Here is a 16,211-nt window from a genome sequence, read left to right as displayed (position 1 = left end):
CCGCGCCCCCCGCGCGGCGCCCCGACGGGTCTCAGTCGGCCGCCGGCGTCACCGACGACCGCAGCCGGCGGCGGGTGCCGAGCACCGCGGCGCCCGTGCCGAGCAGGCCGAGGCCGACGAGGAGCGCGAACACCGCGTCCGCACCGGTGTCGGACAGGCGGCCGGGGAACTCACCCGTGCCGGGCCGCACGCCTGCCGTCGCGCCGGCACCCGTACCGGCGCCCACACCCGCACCCGTGCCCGCACCGCCGCCCGGCGCGGGCGTCGGCGTGCCGGTCGGCGGCGCCGCGACGACCGCGACCGCACGACCGACCGCTGCCGGCGACACCGGGCTGCTCGCCCGCACGTACGCCACGGACGCCGCGAGGTCGACCTGCCCGGAGTCGGCGCGCGCCGCCCCGGCCGCGAGAGCCGCGAACCCGTCGCCGCCGCCGGCGAGGAACGAGTTCGCTGTGACGCGGTACGTCGCCGCCGGGTCGACCGGGCGGTCCCCGACGCGCACCTCGACGACGCGCTGCCCCACGGGCGCCGCCTCGTCGTACGTGTAGGTGACGTTCGCCGAGAGGCCGAGGTGCAGCTTCGTGCGCGGCGCGTCGGGCGTGCCCCACTGCTGCTCGAGGAGCTCGGCGAGCTGCGCGCCGGTCAGGTCGACCACCACGAGCGTGTTGGCGAACGGCTGCACGTCGGCGACCGCGCGGTACGTGACGTCCCCGTTCGCGGCACCGACGAGGTCGGCGCGCAGGCCGCCCGGGTTCATCACCGCGAGGTCGGCGGGCGTGCCGCCGAACGCCGGGTTGGCCGTGCTCGTCGCCCACAGGTGCATGTCGGCGACGAGGTTGCCGAGCGGCGACTCGAGCGAGCGGTCGACCTCGCCGGCGGCGTTGCGCGCCCGCAGGACGTCGGCGGTGACCGAGCCGATCACCTCGTTGCCGGTCTCCGCCGCGTCGGCGACGGCCCGGTCGACGATCCCCTGCACGGCCGGGTCGGCCGGGTAGGCGGGCGCACCGCCGACGACCATCGGCAGCAGGTCCTGCGACGCGGCGACGACGCGGTCGGCCGCCGTGTCGTACGTGAGCTCCACGCGCGCCAGGTTCTGGCCGTACTGGCCGCCCTGGACGACCGGGCGCAGCACGTCCGTGCCGGCGACCGGGAACGCGCACGCGTAGGAGCGGTGCGTGTGCGCCGAGAAGATCGCGTCGACGTCCGCGGACGTGTCCCGCACGACCCGGCCGAAGTCGCTGTCCTCGGTGGCGACGGCCGTGCACTCGCCGCCCTCCGCGCCGTCGTGCACGAGCGCGACGGTCACGTCGGCGAGGTCCTCCGCCTCGATCTCGGCGGCGACGCGGTCCAGCGCCGCGACGGGGTCGCCGAAGTCGAGGCCCGCGACGCCGGACGGCGAGACCAGCGTGGGCGTCTCGGCGGTCACGACGCCGACGAAAGCGACGCGCACACCGGAGCGCTCGACGACCTCGTACTCGGGCAGGACCGGGTCGGTGGTGCCCGCGCGGTAGACGTTGGCGCCCAGGTACGGGAAGTCGGCGAGGGGCTGGACGCGGTCGGTCAGGTCGTCGAGACCCTGGTCGAACTCGTGGTTGCCGACGGCCGACACCTCGAGTCCGGCGGCGTTCAGCACGTCGATCGTCGGGACGTCCTGGGCGATCATCGACGGGAACGTCGACGCGCCGATGTTGTCACCGGCGGAGACGAACACCGTGTCGGGGTTCTCGCCGCGCAGCTGCTGCACCGCGCCCGACAGCACCGCCGCACCGGCCACGCCGCCGCGCAGGTCGGCCTCGAGGCGGCCGTGGAAGTCGTTGGTGCCGAGCAGCTGCAGCTCGACGAGGTCGTCGGCGGCGGGCGCCGCCGTCTCGACGGCGAACAGCGTCGTGGTGCCCGAGACCTCGTTGCCGACGGCGATCATCGGCTCACCGGTCGGCGAGTCGGCGGCCGCGACGAACGCGATGGACTCCGGCCCGAGGTCGCCCGCCGCAGCGAGGTCGCCGCCGTCCTCGACCGAGACGGAGAAGTCCCGGTTGTTGACGTAGCTGACGAACGACGCGGCGCGCGGGTCCGTGACGTCGTAGACCGCCACGCCGCCGACGCGCTCGAAGCCGACGAACGCGTACGTGCGCCCGTCGACCGCGCCGATCGTGACGGCCTCGGGCTCGGGGCCCTTGTCGTCGCTGCGGCCCTCGAGGTTCGACTCCGAGTGGTTCGAGTTCACGAACTCGGGCGCCGCCGCGTGGGTGATCTCCTCGAACGACGAGCCCGAGTCCCAGACCCGCGCGCCGTCGGTCGTCCAGATGGAGAACGAGCGGGAGCCGAACGCGTGCAGCTCCTCGTAGCAGGTGCCGTCGGCGTTGAGGCCCGACGCCGTGGAGACGTTCAGCCGGCCGAGCGCCGCGTCGCCCGTGAGGGCGGCGAGCGGCGCGCACACCGGCGCGAGCCCGTCCTTGCCGAGCGCCTTGACCCGCGCGGGCTCGGCGTAGTCGCCCCACTCGCGGGCGTCGCCCTCGTTCGCGGTGACGAGGTACGTGCTGCCGCCGGCCTGGTAGGACGCGATCGCGTCGGGCTGGTGCAGCCCGCGCAGGCCCGGGTAGGTGCGGGGCGCGAAGCCGCCGTCGCGGTCGGACGGGTCGAGCGGGACGACGCCGTGGTCCTGCGTGCCGAGCGGGCGGACGGCGGTCACGCGCGCGGTCGCGAGGTCGACGGTCGCGAGCGCGTTCGCCTCCTGCAGCGTCACGTACGCGGTGCCGCCGGCGACGGTGACGTACTCCGGCTCGAGGTTGAGCGAGGGCAGCAGCGGCGGTGCCCCGGCGCCGGTCGGGCCGAAGACGCGCACGCCCGCGGGCAGCGCGCCCGGCGCGTCGTACGCCTCGAACCCGGCGGTGCGGACGGCTCCCTGGGCGGGCGCCGCCGTCCCGGCCGGCAGGGCGACGACGCTGACCGAGCCGGCGGGGTCGACGGTGTAGTCGTCGCTCGGCTCGCCCTCGTCCGCGGTGACGGCGTACGCGCCGTCGGGCGACACGGCCACGCTGTCCGGCTGCACGCCGACGCGGACTGCGCCGAGCACGCGGAGCGTCGCGGCGTCGAGGAACGCGACCCAACCCGGCTCCGTCTTCGTCGCGTGCTCGACGGCGACGACGACGAGCCCGTCCGCGCGCACCGCGACCGAGTTGACCGACGCCCCGGCGGGGATCGCGGTGCCGAGCGCGTCGCTGATGCCCGCGACGGCGATCGTCCCGGCCTTCGTCGGCGCGGTCGGGTCGGACGCGTCGAGCACGTCGACCTCGCCGGACTCCGCGTTGACGACGAACAGGCGCTGCGTGCCGGCGTGGAAGGTGACGATCTCGGCGGCCGAGGCGTCGAGCACGCCCGTCTCGTACGTGCCGAGGGGCTCCAGCGTCACGGCCGCGTCCGGGACGGCGTGCCGCACGGGCTCGGCGACGAGGTTCGCCGACGCGGGCGTCAGCAGAGCCGGCACGAGCCCGGCCGTCAGCAGCGTCGTCGCGGCGACGGTCGCGGTCACGCGCCGGCGGGGTCGGGGTGCGCGGGGGCGCAGCTCGCTCACGGGAGTCCTTCCTCCACGGGTGCCGGCGGTCCGGCGGGACGGACGGACGCTAGGTGCCGCCCGCGACCGCGGGCCCGCCGGCGGGAGTCGCGGGGATGAACGTCCGGTGACCTGCGCGGACGGCGTGCGCCGCGCGACCTCGGCGTGTCGCCGTGCGGCGCGTCGGCGGGCGGGACGAATCCTCTCCACGGGCGTACGCACCGTGTGCGCACCGTGTGCGTACGCCCGAAAAAGACATCTCCTCCGCCCGCGGACGCGGTGGCGACACGCCGACCTCGCACGGCCCGACCGATCCCCCGCGGGCTTGCCCCTCGCACCGAGGCGTCTCGCCGCACCGACCCGTCTCGTCGCCCCGGCCGATCTCACCGGCACCGGCGCGGCCGACCCGCGCCGGTGTCGTCCCTCTCGTCTCGTCGGGACGGAGGAGTGTCCCGACGCGGCTCCTCCGTTCCGACGACGCGGGCGCTCACGATCGGTCCCTAGCGTCGCCGCATGCGCCCGTCGGACACCATGCCGCCGAACCCCGTGCCACCGAGCTCCCTGCCGCCGAGCTTCTCCCAGCCGAGACGCCTGCCGCCGGACCGCGTGCCGTCGGGATCCGCGCCTCCGACCCCCGTGCCGCCGCACGCCCGCGCCGGGACCGTCGTCGCCGCAGCTGCCGCCGTGCTCGCCGCGGTCGCGTTCGCGACACTCCTCGTGCTCAGCCCCACGGGCGTGCGCGAGTCCGCCGACCCCGGCGCGCCCGTGGTGCCGTACTGGGCGGTGCTGCTGCCCGCGGCGGTCGCGCTGCCGTTGATCCGTCTGCTGCCGCCGCGCGCGCCCGACCTCACGCCGGTCGTCGTCCGCGAGCGCCGCCTCACGTCCGCCGTGGTGGCCATGCTCGCGTGCGCCGTCGCGCTGCCGGTCGTCGTCGCGGCGGGCGACCTCGCGCGGTCCGAGGGGTACCACCTGGCCAAGCTCGTCCTGCTGATCGCGCTGCCCGGCCTGGTCGTCCTGCTCACGCGCGGCGCGATGCGCACGGTGCCGGCCCGGGGTGCGTGGCGGTGGTGGGCGCCGGCCGTCGTGCTCGTCGCGTGGACGCTCGTGTCGCAGGCGGCGCCGTGGGTCGAGGCGCCCGACTACTCGGGCTACCCCGTCGAGCTCGTCGTGACGGCGGCGGTCGCCACCGCGGTCACCGCGAGCATCGGGGAGGAGGTGTTCTACCGGGTGTGGCTGCAGACGCGGCTCGAGGCGCTGCTCGGGCGGTGGGGCGGCATCGCGGTCGCGACGCTGGTGTTCGCGCTCATGCACGTGGGGACGCGGCAGGGACAGGGACCCGTCGTCGAGGTGGCCGCGGCGCTCGTGGTGCAGGGGTCGTTCGGGTTGACGCTCGGCTACCTGTGGTCCCGGTACCGCAACGCGTGGCTGACCATCGCGGTGCACCTCGTCGCGAACGGGTACCTCGTGGTGGTCGCGCTCGTGGGGTGAATGTCGGCGCCCGTTCTACGCGTGTTCGTTGACGTTCGGGCGGGTATGTCGCTTCCCTGGACGCGCGCCTCGACCGAGGCTCCGCACCCAGGGGGAAGGACCCACCATGCCCGCACGTCCGTTGGTCGCCGCCGCCGTCGCGGCCGTCGTCGCCGCCTCCGGGACGGGCGCCGCCGTCGCCGTCGAGCACGCGACCACCGCCGGCGCCGCCCGCCCGGCACAGCACGGCGCACCGTCGAAGGCCGAGATCCGGCGTCTGTTCACCACGTGGGACGCCGCGCTCGCGACCGGCGACCCGGAGCGCGTCGACGCGCTGTACGCCGACGACGCCGTCCTGCTGCCGACGCTCGCACCCGGCATCCACGACACGAGCGCCGAGCGCGTCGGCTACTTCGAGAACTTCCTGGCGAACGACCCGTCCGGGTCGATCGACGAGGGCGTGGTGCGCGTCCTCGGCAAGGACGTCGCCACGCACTCGGGGCTGTACACGTTCACGTTCGCCGCCACGGGCGACGTCGTCCACGCCCGGTTCACGTTCGTCTACGAGCGCGACCACGGGCGCTGGGAGATCGTCGAGCACCACTCGTCGCTGGTCCCCGGCGGCGAGTGAGGCACTGAACCGCCGCGCCGGGCCCCGGGTCAGGCGTCCGCGAGCTCGCGGGCCCGGCGCAGCACCGCGTCCAGCATGTCCGGCGTCAGGCGGCCGGTGAAGGTGTTCTGCTGGCTGACGTGGAAGCACCCGAGCAGGGTGAGCGTGCGGTCGTCGGAAGCGTCACGGCGCGCGAGCACCACCTCGGCGCCGTGCGCGAACACCGGGCGCGGGCGCGGCACGTCCCAGCCCTGCTCCGCGAGGGTCGTCAGGACCGCCTGCCAGCCGAAGCCGCCCAGCACGACGAGCACGCGCGCCGCGACGACCTCGATCTCGCGCGCGAGCCACGGGCCGCACGTGCGGCGCTCCTCCGGGGTCGGCGCGTTCGCGGGGGGCGCGCAGCGCACAGGCGCCGTCACGCGCACGTCGGTCAGCGTCAGGCCGTCGTCCGCGCTGACGGACGTCGGCTGGTTCGCCATGCCGACGCGGTGCATCGCCGCGAACAGGAAGTCGCCCGAGCGGTCGCCGGTGAACATGCGGCCCGTGCGGTTCGCCCCGTGGGCGGCGGGCGCGAGGCCCACCACCTGCACGCGCGCGTGCGGGTCGCCGAACCCCGGCACCGGACGCGCCCAGTACGTCTGACCCCGGAACGACGCCCGCGGCTCGGCGGCCACCGCCTCCCGCCACGCGACCAGCCGCGGGCACGCGAAGCAGTCCACGACGCGGGCGTCGAGCGTCGCCAGGTCTGGCGCGGTGCCGGCGGCGCGGACGACGTCGGCGGCGGAACGCGGCACGTCGACGCTGGTCACCGGCCCATCATCGCCGAGCGCTCCGGTGCGCGCGCCCGCTGCCGGCGCGACCGGGCCCGCCCACCCGTCCCGCCCGCGCCTCACCGCGCGAGCGCGCGCGCCACGTCCGCCAGCTCCGCCGCCAGCTCGTCGGGCGCGCGCCCGCCGGTGACCGTCCAGCCGTGCAGCTGCTCCGCGGCGAGCGCGGCGAGCAGGGCCTCGGCGCGCGTCCGCGGCGCCGGCGCGCCGGCCTCCTCGAGCAGCACCTCGACGTGCCGGCGCCAGAACGGGTACACCGGCTTCGCGAGCCGGCCTCCCGGCGTGGCGGTCTCCGAGAGCAGGACGAGGTCGAGCGACCCGACCGTGTGCTCGACGTAGGCGACGACGAACGCGGCGAGCCGGTCCAGCGGCGGCGCGCCGGGCCCGAGGGGTGGCGGGCCGGCGAGCATGCGCTCCTGCAGGCGCCGGCCGCGCTCGTCGAGCAGGGCCGCCGCGAGGCCGCCCTTGTCGGTGAACCGCCGGTAGATCGTGCCCTTACCGACGCCGGCACGGGCGGCGACGGCGTCGGTGGTGAGCGCCGCGACGCCCCCCTCGGCGTGCAGGGCGGCTGCGGCCTCGAGCACGCGGACGCGGTTCCGGGCGGCGTCGGCCCGCTCCGGGACGGGGGCGCCGACGACCGGCAGCACGCCGCCGCCGCGACCCGTGGACGATCCGGACTCCGGTCCGCTACGTTCCTCCATGACCGGACTGTAGTCCGCTTCACTCGGTCGCGACCACCGCGACCTCACCGGAGGGAGCACCGCCATGCACGTCCTCGTCCTCGGCGCGACCGGCTACGTCGGCACGGCCGTCGTCGACCGCCTCGTCCGCGACGGCCACCACGTCTCCGCCGTGTCCCGCACCGCGCCCGCCGACCCGCGGCCCCGCGTCACGCCCGTGCGCGCCGACCTGGCCGACCCGCTTGCCGTCGCCGCCCTCGTCACCCCGGACGTCGACGCGGTGGTGCACACCGCCGCCCCGCTCGGCGACGCGGACCTGCCGCTCGTCGACGCGCTCGTCGACGCCCTCGCCGGCAGCGGGCGTGCGCTGCTGTGGACGTCCGGCGTGTGGGTGCTCGGCCGCACCGAGGAGGGCCGGGAGGACTCCCCCACCGCGCCCGTCGCGCTCGTCGCGGCCCGTCCCGCGGTCGAGGACCGGGTCCGCACCGCCGCCGGCCGCGGCGTGCGGTCGGTCGTCGTGCGGCCCGGCGTGGTGCACGGCCGCGGCGGCGGGATCCCCGCGATGCTCGTCGGCTGGGCCGGCGCGCTCGGGCACGGTCGCTGGGTCGGTGCCGACCCCGCGCCGCGGTGGCCGATGGTCGACGTCGACGACCTCGCGGACCTCTACGCGCTCGCCCTCGACGCCGCCACGCCGGGCGCCCTCCTGCACGGCGTCGCCGAGCCCGGCGTCCCCGCCGACCTGCTCGCGTCGGCGGCCGCCCGCGCCGCCGGGGTCGACGGCCCCGCCGCCGCGTGGCCCCTCGACTCCGCGGCCGCCGAGCTCGGCGACGCCTTCGCCGAGGCGCTCGCGCTCGACCAGGTCGTGCAGGCGCCGGTCGCGCGGACGCTGGGTTGGGAGCCGACCCGGCCCGCCGCCGTCGACGACCTCGCGACCGGCTCCTACGCGGCCGCGCTCAGCACGACGACCGCCTGAGGTCGTGGCGGGCGGGGCCGTCCGTGACGGTCCCGCCCGGCGACGCGCCATCGGATGCGTGCAGCGTCGTCGTCACGTGACCGACCTCTTCCGGCGTCAGTGCTGCCCGAGCAGCTCGTCGACCGCCGCGAGCGCCTCCTCGACCGTCCGCACGCGCTGCGGCCCGCCCGCCTCGGGCAGCGCCCATCCGCCGATGCCGACCACCGGAGTGCCGACGGACACGGCGAACGCCACCTCGTTGAGCGTGCCCCACGACGTGCCGACCGCCACGACGACGTCGGCCGCGCGCACCACCAGCGTGTTCCGCACGTCGCCCAGGCCGGTGGGCAGGGCGATCGTCACGTACGGGTTCGCGTCGGCGCGCCCGGTGCCCGGCAGGATGCCGACGACGTCGCCGCCGGCGCCCGCCGCGCCGCGCGCGACCGCCTCCATCACGCCGCCGCGGCCGCCGCACACGACGACGTGGTCGCGGACCGCGAGGCCCGCGCCGAGCTCCTCGGCGTCCCGCTCCTGCACGGGCGTCGGCGCCGAGGGGCCGACGACGGCCACGTACGTGCGGTCGCGCCCGGCACCGCCGCCCGCACCGCGGCCCCGACCCGTGCCGGTGCCCGCGCCCGCGCCCGCGCCCGCGTCCATGCTCACGTCAGAACCGCGTCGGGTCGCCCGCGCCCTCGCGCACGACCTCGGGGCTGCCGGACGTCCAGTCGACGACCGTGGTGGGCGTGGTCCCGCGGTCGCCCGCGTCCACGACCGCGTCGAGGCGGTCGTCGAGCTCCTCCTTGATCTGCCAGCCCTCGGTCATGGGCCAGTCGGCGCCGGGCATCAGCAGGCTGCTCGACAGCAGCGGCTCGCCGAGCTCGCGGATGAGCGCGACCGCGACCGGGTCGTCGGGGATGCGCACGCCGACGGACCGCTTCTTCTCGTGCGCGAGGCGCCGCGGCACCTCCGGCGTCGCGGGGAGGATGAACGTGTACGGGCCGGGCGTCGCCGACTTGATGGCGCGGAAGGCGCTGTTGTCCAGGTGCACCAGCTGACCGAGCTGCGCGAAGTCCGCGCACACGAGCGTGAAGTGGTGCCTGGCGTCGAGGTCGCGGACCTGCCGGATGCGCTCGGTGCCGGCGTGGTTGCCCATGCGGGTGCCGAGCGCGTACATCGAGTCGGTCGGGTACGCGATGAGCGCGTCGTCGCGCAGCAGCGCCACGACCTGCGCGATCGCGCGCGGCTGCGGGTCGGTCGGGTGCACGTCGAAGTAGCGCGCCATGCCGGTCAGGCTAGGCGGCGGTCCGGGCGTGCGCCCGGTCAGGGAAGCGACGTGCGCCCGGTCAGAGAATCGGCGTGCGCCCGCGCACGCCCGGTCAGCAAGCGGCTGGCTCGTCAGGGCAGCGCGGCGACGCGCCGCACCTCGGCGGCGACCGTCGCCGGGTCGGTGGCCTCGACGACCGCCGACGCGACGGGCAGGTCGCGGCCGACGTGGGCGAGGGCGTCGTCGACGGCGGACGTCGCGAGCGCGAGCCCGGCGCCGAGCGCGACGGCGGCGACGGCGGCGACGGCCCGGGCGAGGCGGAGCACGGTGACCTCCGGTGGTCGTGGTGGGTGACGGCGACCGTCCGGCCGCCCACGTCCATCGTCCGGTCGCCGGGGGTACCGGCGGCACCGGGCCCGACCCGGGCGGCACCCGGGTTCCGGGGGTCCCCGCCTCAGGGTGGTCCCTGGTCGGGGCACCCCCACCCCGGTCGTGGGCCACCCCCCGGACCAGGGCCGTGACCAGGGACGTCACCGATGGCCGGCGTCACCCCGACGGCGGGACCATGGTCACGTGACACGCCGCGCCCCGACGCTGGGATGGACCCCATGACGACCCCGATCGCGAGCGCCCGCGCGCTCACCCGCACCTACGGACGCGGCGACACCGCCGTGCGCGCCCTCGACGGCGTCGACGTCGACTTCGAGCGCGGGCGGCTCACCGCGACGATGGGCCCGTCCGGGTCCGGCAAGTCGACGCTCATGCACTGCATGGCGGGGCTCGACCGGCCGACGTCCGGGACCGTCGTCGTGGACGGCGAGGAGGTCAGCGCGATGTCCGAGCGCCGGCTGACCCGCCTGCGCCGCGACCGGCTCGGGTTCGTGTTCCAGGCGTTCAACCTCGTGCCGACGCTGACCGCGCTCGAGAACATCACGCTGCCGCTCGACATCGCGCGCCGCCCGGTGGACCGGGCGCACCTCGACGCGGTGGTGCAGGCCGTCGGCCTCACCGACCGCCTCGGGCACAAGCCCGCCGAGCTGTCGGGCGGGCAGCAGCAGCGCGTCGCGTGCGCCCGCGCGCTGGTCACCAGGCCGGCGGTCGTGTTCGCCGACGAGCCCACGGGCAACCTCGACTCCGCGTCGGCGCGCGAGGTGCTCACGTTCCTGCGCCGGTCCGTCGACGAGCTCGGCCAGTCCGTCGTCATGGTCACGCACGACCCGACGGCCGCGTCCTACGCCGACCGCGTGCTGTTCCTCGCCGACGGGCGCGTCGTGGACGAGCTCGCCGACCCGACGCCCGACACGGTGCTCGACCGGCTCGGCGCGCTCACCCGGCGGACGGCGCCCGCGCCGGCCGCCCCGGCGCTCTGATGCTGCGGGTCACGCTCCGCGGCGTGCGCGCGCACGCGGTGCGGTTCGCCCTGTCGGTGGTCGCGGTCGCGCTGGGTGTCGCGTTCGTCGCGGGCACGTTCGCGCTGCGCACGATGATGTCCGAGACGTTCCACGGGATCGTCGACGCGCAGGCGCCGGCGGACGCGTACGTCCGCGGCGCCGAGCCGCTGCCCGGCGGTGCGGGCGCGAGCGGCGGGTTCGGCGAGGCGCGCACGCCCGTGCCGCTCACGCTCGCGGACGACCTCGCGGACGTCGACGGCGTCCGCCTCGCGCTGCCCGACGTGTCGGGGCCCGTCGTGCTCGTCGGCGCGGACGGCACGGCGGTGCAGTCGACGCAGGCGCCGAGCATCGGCATCGCCACCGACCCGCGCGACCCGTCGCTGCGGGTCGTCGACGGCCGCGTGCCGGCGGCGGCCGGCGAGGTCGCGCTCGAGGAGGCGACGCTCGCGTCGTCCGGGCTCGCCGTCGGCGACCGCACGCGCGTCGTGCTGGGCGGTGCGGTGACGGACGTCGAGGTCGTCGGCGAGGTGTCGGCCGGCGGGCCGCTCGCCGGCGCGACGCTCGTCTTCCTCGACCGGGACACCGGCGTGGCCACCTACGCCCCGGACGGCACGGTCGCCACCGTCGCGGTCTACGCGCAGGACGGCGTGGACGAGGACGCGCTCACCGCCGCCGTCGCCGCGGCGCTGCCGGACGTGCCGGGCGGCGCGGACGCCGAGGCGGTCACCGGCTCGGCGCTGCGGGCGGACCTGCAGGCCGACATCGACCAGCTGCTCGGCTTCATCACCACGTTCCTGCTGGTGTTCGCGCTCGTGTCGTTGTTCGTCGGCGCGTTCCTCATCGCCAACACGTTCCAGATGTCGGTCCGGCAGCGCGTGCGGGAGTTCGCGCTGCTGCGGGCCGTGGGCGCGTCACCGGCGCAGGTCTTCGCCGTCGTCGTGGGGCAGGCGGTCGTCGTCGGGCTCGTCGGCGCGGCGCTCGGCGTGCTCGGCGGGCTGGGGCTGGTCGCGGTGCTGCGCGTCGCGCTGGAGCAGGTCGGCATGGACCTGGCGGGCGACGTGCCGCTCGAGGGCGCGACGGTGGCGCTGTGCCTGGTGATCGGCACGGTGGTGTCGGCGCTGGCTGCCGCGGTGCCCGCGCGCACGGCGGCGCTCGTGCCGCCCGTCGAGGCGATGCGCAGCGACGTCGGCGCGCCCGAGCGCTCGCTGCGGCGGCGCGCGTGGGCGGGCGGGGCGCTCCTGGTGGTCGGGGTGGCAGCGGTGGCGACGGCGGCGGCGCGGCCGGCCCTCGACGCCGCGGAGGTGCTGCTGGGCGGAGGCGCGGCGGCGGTGCTCGCGGGCGTGCTCGTGGCGGCGCCGACGGTCGCGCGCGGCGCGCTGCGGGTGCTCGCGGCGCCCGCCGTGCGGCTCCTGCCGCCGATGGGGCGGCTCGCGCGCGGCAACGTCACGCGCAACCCGCGGCGCACGGCCGCGACCGCGGGGGCGCTGGTCATCGGCATGGCGCTCGTCGGGGCGGTGTCCGTCATCGCGGCGTCGGCGCAGGGCTCGCTCGCGCGCGTCGTCGAGAGCTCGACGTCCGCCGACCTGGTGCTGCGGTCCGCGACGGGCGTGATCCCGGCGGGCGCGATCGACGACGTGCGCGCGCTGCCCGCGGCGGGCGACGTCGCGGAGGTGGCGTTCACGCCGGCGGGCGTGTCCGCGGCGCCGGGGGACGCCGACGCGGCCGGCGACGGGAGCGCGGCGGGCGGTGCCGTGGTCGGGCTCGAGCCGGGCGTGCTCGGCGGTGCGGTGCTCGTCGACGTCGAGGAGGGCGACGTCGACGACCTCGACGACGCGTCCGCGGTCGTCAACACGCGCGTCGCGGACGGCGACTGGCACGTCGGCGACGACGTCACCGTGACGACGCCGACCGGCGCGCGGACGCTCACCGTCGCGGCGGTGATCGACACGCAGGTGCTCGGCACGCCGGTGGTCGTGACGCGGGACGTCCTCGACGCGCTGGCCACCGAGGTGCAGGTCGACACGGTGTTCCTCGAGGCGGCCGCCGGCACGGACGTCGCCGACCTGCGGACGGCCGTGGCGGACGCCGTCGCGCCGTACGTCGTCGTGTCGGTGCAGGACCGCGACGAGTTCGTCGACGCGATGGCGGCGCAGGTCGACCAGCTGCTCGTCATCCTCTACGCGCTGCTGGGGCTGTCGCTGGTCATCGCGGTGCTCGGCATCGTGAACACGCTGGCGCTGTCGGTCATCGAGCGCACGCGCGAGATCGGCCTGCTGCGCGCGGTCGGGCTGGGCCGGCTGCAGCTGGCCGGGACCGTCACGGTCGAGTCGGTGCTCACGGCGGTGTTCGGGACGCTCGTCGGCCTCGCGGTGGGCGTGGGGCTGGCATCGGTCATGCCGCGCGTCTACGCCGACGACGGCCTCGACCGGCTCGTCCTGCCGTGGAGGCAGCTGCTCGCGATGGTCGGCCTCGCGGCGGTCGTCGGCGTGCTGGCCGCGGTGTGGCCGGCGGCGCGCGCGTCACGCCTGCGGGTCCTCGACGCGATCGCGTCGGAGTAGCGCGCCGCCCTCCCCGTGGCGCGCCCGGCGGTCGCGCCCGACACGTCGGGCGCTCAGGGCGTCGGGTGCGCCGGCCACGTCCGGCGCGCTCGTCGCGCGCACCGCGCTGGCCGCGGTGGCCGCGGTGGCCGCCGTGGCCGCGGTGGCCGCCGTGGCCGCGGTGGCCGCGGTGGCCGCGTGCTGACCGTGCGCGCGCCGGAGCGGCGTGTCGGCGCGGGAGGAGACACGTTCCTGCGGGCGTACGCCCGGCGTACGCACGCGGTGCGTACGCCCGCGGGAAGGATCTCTCCTCCGTGCCGACACGCCGTGCTCGCCGGCCCGGGGCGCGCAGCTCGCCACCGCGGGGCGGCGGCCGTCCCCGGGCCGGCCGACTCCGGCACGGCTACCGGTGCGGGGCTCGACCGGTCGGACCGTCGGTCAGGGCTTGTCCGGGGCGACGCCGCGGACGGCGTCCGAGGGGAACCGGCGGTGGGAGGCCGCGAGCTTGGCGCGCGCCGCCGCACCCAGGTCGACGTCCAGGACGTCCGCGAGCCGGACGAGGTAGACGAGGACGTCGGCCATCTCCTCGGCGGCGCGCGTGCGGCGGTCCGCGGCGGAGAACCGGTCGACGGCCTCGGCGGCCGGCACCCACTGGAACAGCTCGGCGAGCTCCCCGACCTCGCCGACGAGCGCGAGCAGCAGCGACTTCGGGTCGTGGAACTGCTCCCAGTCGCGCTCGGCGCTGAACTCCCGCACGGCCCGCGTCAGCGCGGCGATCTCCGGCTCGTCCATCCCGGCATCCTGGCACCCGGCGCCGGCGGCCGCGGCGGCGTCACGCCGAGACGAGATGCTCCGGGCAGGGCTCGTAGTGGTCGGGCGCGACGGTGAGGTCGGCGCGGCCGCCGGTGAGCGAGCGCAGGTCCAGCACGTACCGGGCGAGCTCCGCCTCGGGCACCGTCGCCTCGACGACGACCTCGCCGTCGGCGCCCGTCGCGGTGTCGGTGATGCGGCCGCGGCGCGACGACAGGTCGCTCATCACGTCGCCCTGCACGGCCGACGGCACGGTGACGCGCACGCGGCTGACCGGCTCGAGCACCACCGTCCCCGCGGCGGCGAGCGCCTCCTTCAGCCCGATCGACGCCGCCGTGCGGAACGCCATGTCGGAGGAGTCCACCGAGTGCGCCTTGCCGTCGACGACCTCGACGCGTACGTCCACCACCGGGAACCCGTGCGGACCGCCCGCCGCCGCGGCCTCCCGCACGCCCCGCTCGACCGCCGGCAGGTACCCGCGCGGGACCGCCCCGCCGACGACCTTGTCGACCACCTCGACGCCCGACCCCGCGGGCAGCGACGAGACCCGCAGCCGCACGACCGCGAACTGCCCGTGCCCGCCCGACTGCTTCTTCACCTTGCCCTCGACCTCGACCGTGCGCGCGACCGTCTCCCGGTACCCGACCGGCACGGGCGCCGTCGTCACGTGCACCCCGAACACGCGCGCGAGCCGCTCCAGCGCGACCGTCAGGTGCGTGTCCCCCAGGCCGCGCAGCACCGTCCGGTCGCCGGCCCGGTCGACCGCGAGCGTCGGGTCCTCCGCGACGAGCCGGGCCAGCGCGGCGGAGAGCCGGTCGTCGTCGGACTGCGTCACCGGCTCCAGCACCAGCCCGTACACCGCCGGCCGCGCCGGCAGGGGACGCGCGGCGAGCCGCGCCCCCGGGCTGCCCTTCGCCGCCAGCAGCGAGCCGGTGGGCGTGCCGGTCAGCTTCGCGACCGCGACGACCTCCCCCGCGACCGCCGCCTGAACCGGCAGGTGCTCCTTGCCGCGCAGGCGGAACAGGCCCGGCACGCGCTCCTCCGCCCGCGTCGCCGCGTTGACCAACCGGTCGCCCGGCCGCAGCGTGCCCGACAGCACCCGCAGCAGCGTCACCTGCCCGACGAACGGGTCCGCGACCGTGCGGAACGCGTGCGCGAGCGCCGGCCCGTCCGGGTCCATCGCCACCTCGACCGCGGTGGCGTCGGCGAGCACCGTGACGCGGCGGTCCGCCGGACCCGGGCCCAGCTCGCACAGCAGGTCGGCCAGCCGGTCGACGCCCACGCCGGTCACCCCCGAGACGACGAGCACGGGGAACGCCTCGCCGTCGCGCACCTCGTGCGCGAGCGTCCGCTCGAGCTCGTCCACCGTCGGCTCCTCGCCGCCGAGGTACCGCTCGAGCTGCTCGTCGTCGTGCGCGACGATCTCCTCGGTGACCTCCTCGTGCAGGCGGTGCTCCTCCTCCGCCAGGCCCGACGGCAGCGGCTCGACGTGGTGGTGCCCGTCCGGCTCGTACGCGTACCCGTCCTCGGTCAGCACGTCCGCGACGCCCGCGAACGCCGACTCCTCGCCCAGCGGCAGCTCGAGCGGCACGAACCCGTCGCCGAACGTGGCGCGCAGGTCGTCGAGGACGTGCCGGAAGTCGGCGCGCGCCTTGTCCTCCTTCGTCACGACGACCATCCGCGGCACGCCCGCCGCCGCGGCGGCACGCCACGCGCGGACCGTCCCGGCCTGCACGCCGTCGACCGCGCTCACCACGACGAGTGCGAGGTCCGCCGCTGCCAGCGCCGCGTCGACGCACCCGGCGAAGTCGAGCGACCCCGGCGCGTCGAGGAGCGTCACGTCGTACGTGGCACCGCCGCCGCACGTCCACCGGAACGGCGCGACGCCGAGCGCGAGGGACGCGCCGCGCGCGACCTCCTCGGGCTCGTGGTCGCACACCGTGCTGCCGTCCTCGACGCGTCCCGGGCGCGCGAGCACCCCGGCGCGGTGCAGGAGGGCCTCGGTGAGCGTCGTCTTGCCCGTACCTGCGGCGCCGACCAGCGCCACGGTGCGGATCCTGGGTCTGGTCGCCGCGTCCATGCGGGCCTCCCACGCTGGAGGGACTGGTCCGGTCAGCGTAGGA

Annotated in this window: 13 protein-coding genes; 5 read left to right on the top strand and 8 right to left on the bottom strand. The window is 77.0% G+C overall.

Annotated features, from left to right (window positions below; genetic code table 11):
- Nucleotides 1-31: 31 nt before the first annotated feature.
- A complete protein-coding gene (locus ACFUMH_RS02785) occupies nt 32-3,571 on the bottom strand; it encodes a choice-of-anchor I family protein (RefSeq protein ID WP_378200035.1) in 3,540 nt (1,179 codons plus the stop codon).
- 492 nt (nt 3,572-4,063) lie between these two features.
- Between ACFUMH_RS02785 and ACFUMH_RS02780 the strand changes: the two genes are divergently transcribed.
- Both ACFUMH_RS02780 and ACFUMH_RS02775 read left to right on the top strand, forming a co-directional pair.
- Nucleotides 4,064-5,038, top strand: a complete 975-nt coding sequence (locus tag ACFUMH_RS02780) for a CPBP family intramembrane glutamic endopeptidase (RefSeq protein ID WP_378200032.1) — start codon at nt 4,064-4,066, stop codon at nt 5,036-5,038.
- Nucleotides 5,039-5,144: 106 nt separating this feature from the next.
- Nucleotides 5,145-5,648, top strand: coding sequence for an SgcJ/EcaC family oxidoreductase (locus ACFUMH_RS02775; RefSeq protein ID WP_378200029.1), 504 nt, complete (start codon nt 5,145-5,147; stop codon nt 5,646-5,648).
- A gap of 29 nt (nt 5,649-5,677) precedes the next feature.
- Here ACFUMH_RS02775 and ACFUMH_RS02770 read toward each other — a convergent pair whose 3' ends face one another.
- The gene (locus ACFUMH_RS02770; RefSeq protein WP_378200025.1) at nt 5,678-6,436 is read right to left on the bottom strand and encodes a uracil-DNA glycosylase; all 759 of its coding nucleotides are present in this window, start codon (nt 6,434-6,436) and stop codon (nt 5,678-5,680) included.
- Between the two features lie 80 nt (nt 6,437-6,516).
- Nucleotides 6,517-7,155 (bottom strand): TetR/AcrR family transcriptional regulator, encoded by a 639-nt coding sequence (locus ACFUMH_RS02765; protein WP_378200022.1) that lies wholly within the window; start codon nt 7,153-7,155, stop codon nt 6,517-6,519.
- A gap of 64 nt (nt 7,156-7,219) precedes the next feature.
- Here ACFUMH_RS02765 and ACFUMH_RS02760 point away from each other — a divergent pair, with 64 nt between their 5' ends.
- Entirely contained in the window at nt 7,220-8,107 is an 888-nt protein-coding gene (locus ACFUMH_RS02760; RefSeq protein WP_378200019.1) for an NAD-dependent epimerase/dehydratase family protein, read from the top strand.
- Between the two features lie 96 nt (nt 8,108-8,203).
- Here ACFUMH_RS02760 and ACFUMH_RS02755 read toward each other — a convergent pair whose 3' ends face one another.
- The 3 genes from ACFUMH_RS02755 to ACFUMH_RS02745 all read right to left on the bottom strand — a co-directional run bounded on the left by ACFUMH_RS02755 (nt 8,204) and on the right by ACFUMH_RS02745 (nt 9,676).
- Nucleotides 8,204-8,743, bottom strand: a complete 540-nt coding sequence (locus ACFUMH_RS02755) for a TIGR00725 family protein (protein ID WP_378200044.1) — start codon at nt 8,741-8,743, stop codon at nt 8,204-8,206.
- A 7-nt stretch (nt 8,744-8,750) separates the two neighbouring features.
- Nucleotides 8,751-9,368 carry an L-threonylcarbamoyladenylate synthase gene (locus tag ACFUMH_RS02750; RefSeq protein WP_378200016.1) on the bottom strand — a complete coding sequence of 206 codons (618 nt, stop codon included), beginning with the start codon at nt 9,366-9,368 and terminating at the stop codon, nt 8,751-8,753.
- Between the two features lie 113 nt (nt 9,369-9,481).
- On the bottom strand, nt 9,482-9,676 hold the full coding sequence (locus tag ACFUMH_RS02745; protein ID WP_378200013.1) for a hypothetical protein: 195 nt from the start codon (nt 9,674-9,676) through the stop codon (nt 9,482-9,484).
- 282 nt (nt 9,677-9,958) lie between these two features.
- Between ACFUMH_RS02745 and ACFUMH_RS02740 the strand changes: the two genes are divergently transcribed.
- Together ACFUMH_RS02740 and ACFUMH_RS02735 are read left to right on the top strand one after the other, a co-directional pair.
- Nucleotides 9,959-10,720, top strand: a complete 762-nt coding sequence (locus tag ACFUMH_RS02740; RefSeq protein WP_378200010.1) for an ABC transporter ATP-binding protein — start codon at nt 9,959-9,961, stop codon at nt 10,718-10,720.
- Between the two features lie 23 nt (nt 10,721-10,743).
- The gene (locus ACFUMH_RS02735) at nt 10,744-13,299 is read left to right on the top strand and encodes an ABC transporter permease (RefSeq protein ID WP_378200007.1); all 2,556 of its coding nucleotides are present in this window, start codon (nt 10,744-10,746) and stop codon (nt 13,297-13,299) included.
- 417 nt (nt 13,300-13,716) lie between these two features.
- On the opposite strand, the gene ACFUMH_RS02730 is transcribed toward ACFUMH_RS02735, so the two are convergent.
- Both ACFUMH_RS02730 and ACFUMH_RS02725 read right to left on the bottom strand, forming a co-directional pair.
- A complete protein-coding gene (locus ACFUMH_RS02730) occupies nt 13,717-14,070 on the bottom strand; it encodes a nucleotide pyrophosphohydrolase (protein ID WP_378200004.1) in 354 nt (117 codons plus the stop codon).
- A gap of 40 nt (nt 14,071-14,110) precedes the next feature.
- Nucleotides 14,111-16,168: an elongation factor G gene (locus tag ACFUMH_RS02725; protein ID WP_378200001.1), complete on the bottom strand. Its 2,058-nt coding sequence runs from the start codon at nt 16,166-16,168 to the stop codon at nt 14,111-14,113.
- Nucleotides 16,169-16,211: the final 43 nt, after the last annotated feature.

Origin of the sequence: Cellulomonas sp. NPDC057328, from assembly GCF_042667215.1 — a bacterium.
Lineage (GTDB): Bacteria > Actinomycetota > Actinomycetes > Actinomycetales > Cellulomonadaceae > Cellulomonas.
The sequence above is the reverse complement of the archived record's forward strand: the minus strand, read 5'-3'. Positions and strand labels throughout refer to the sequence as shown.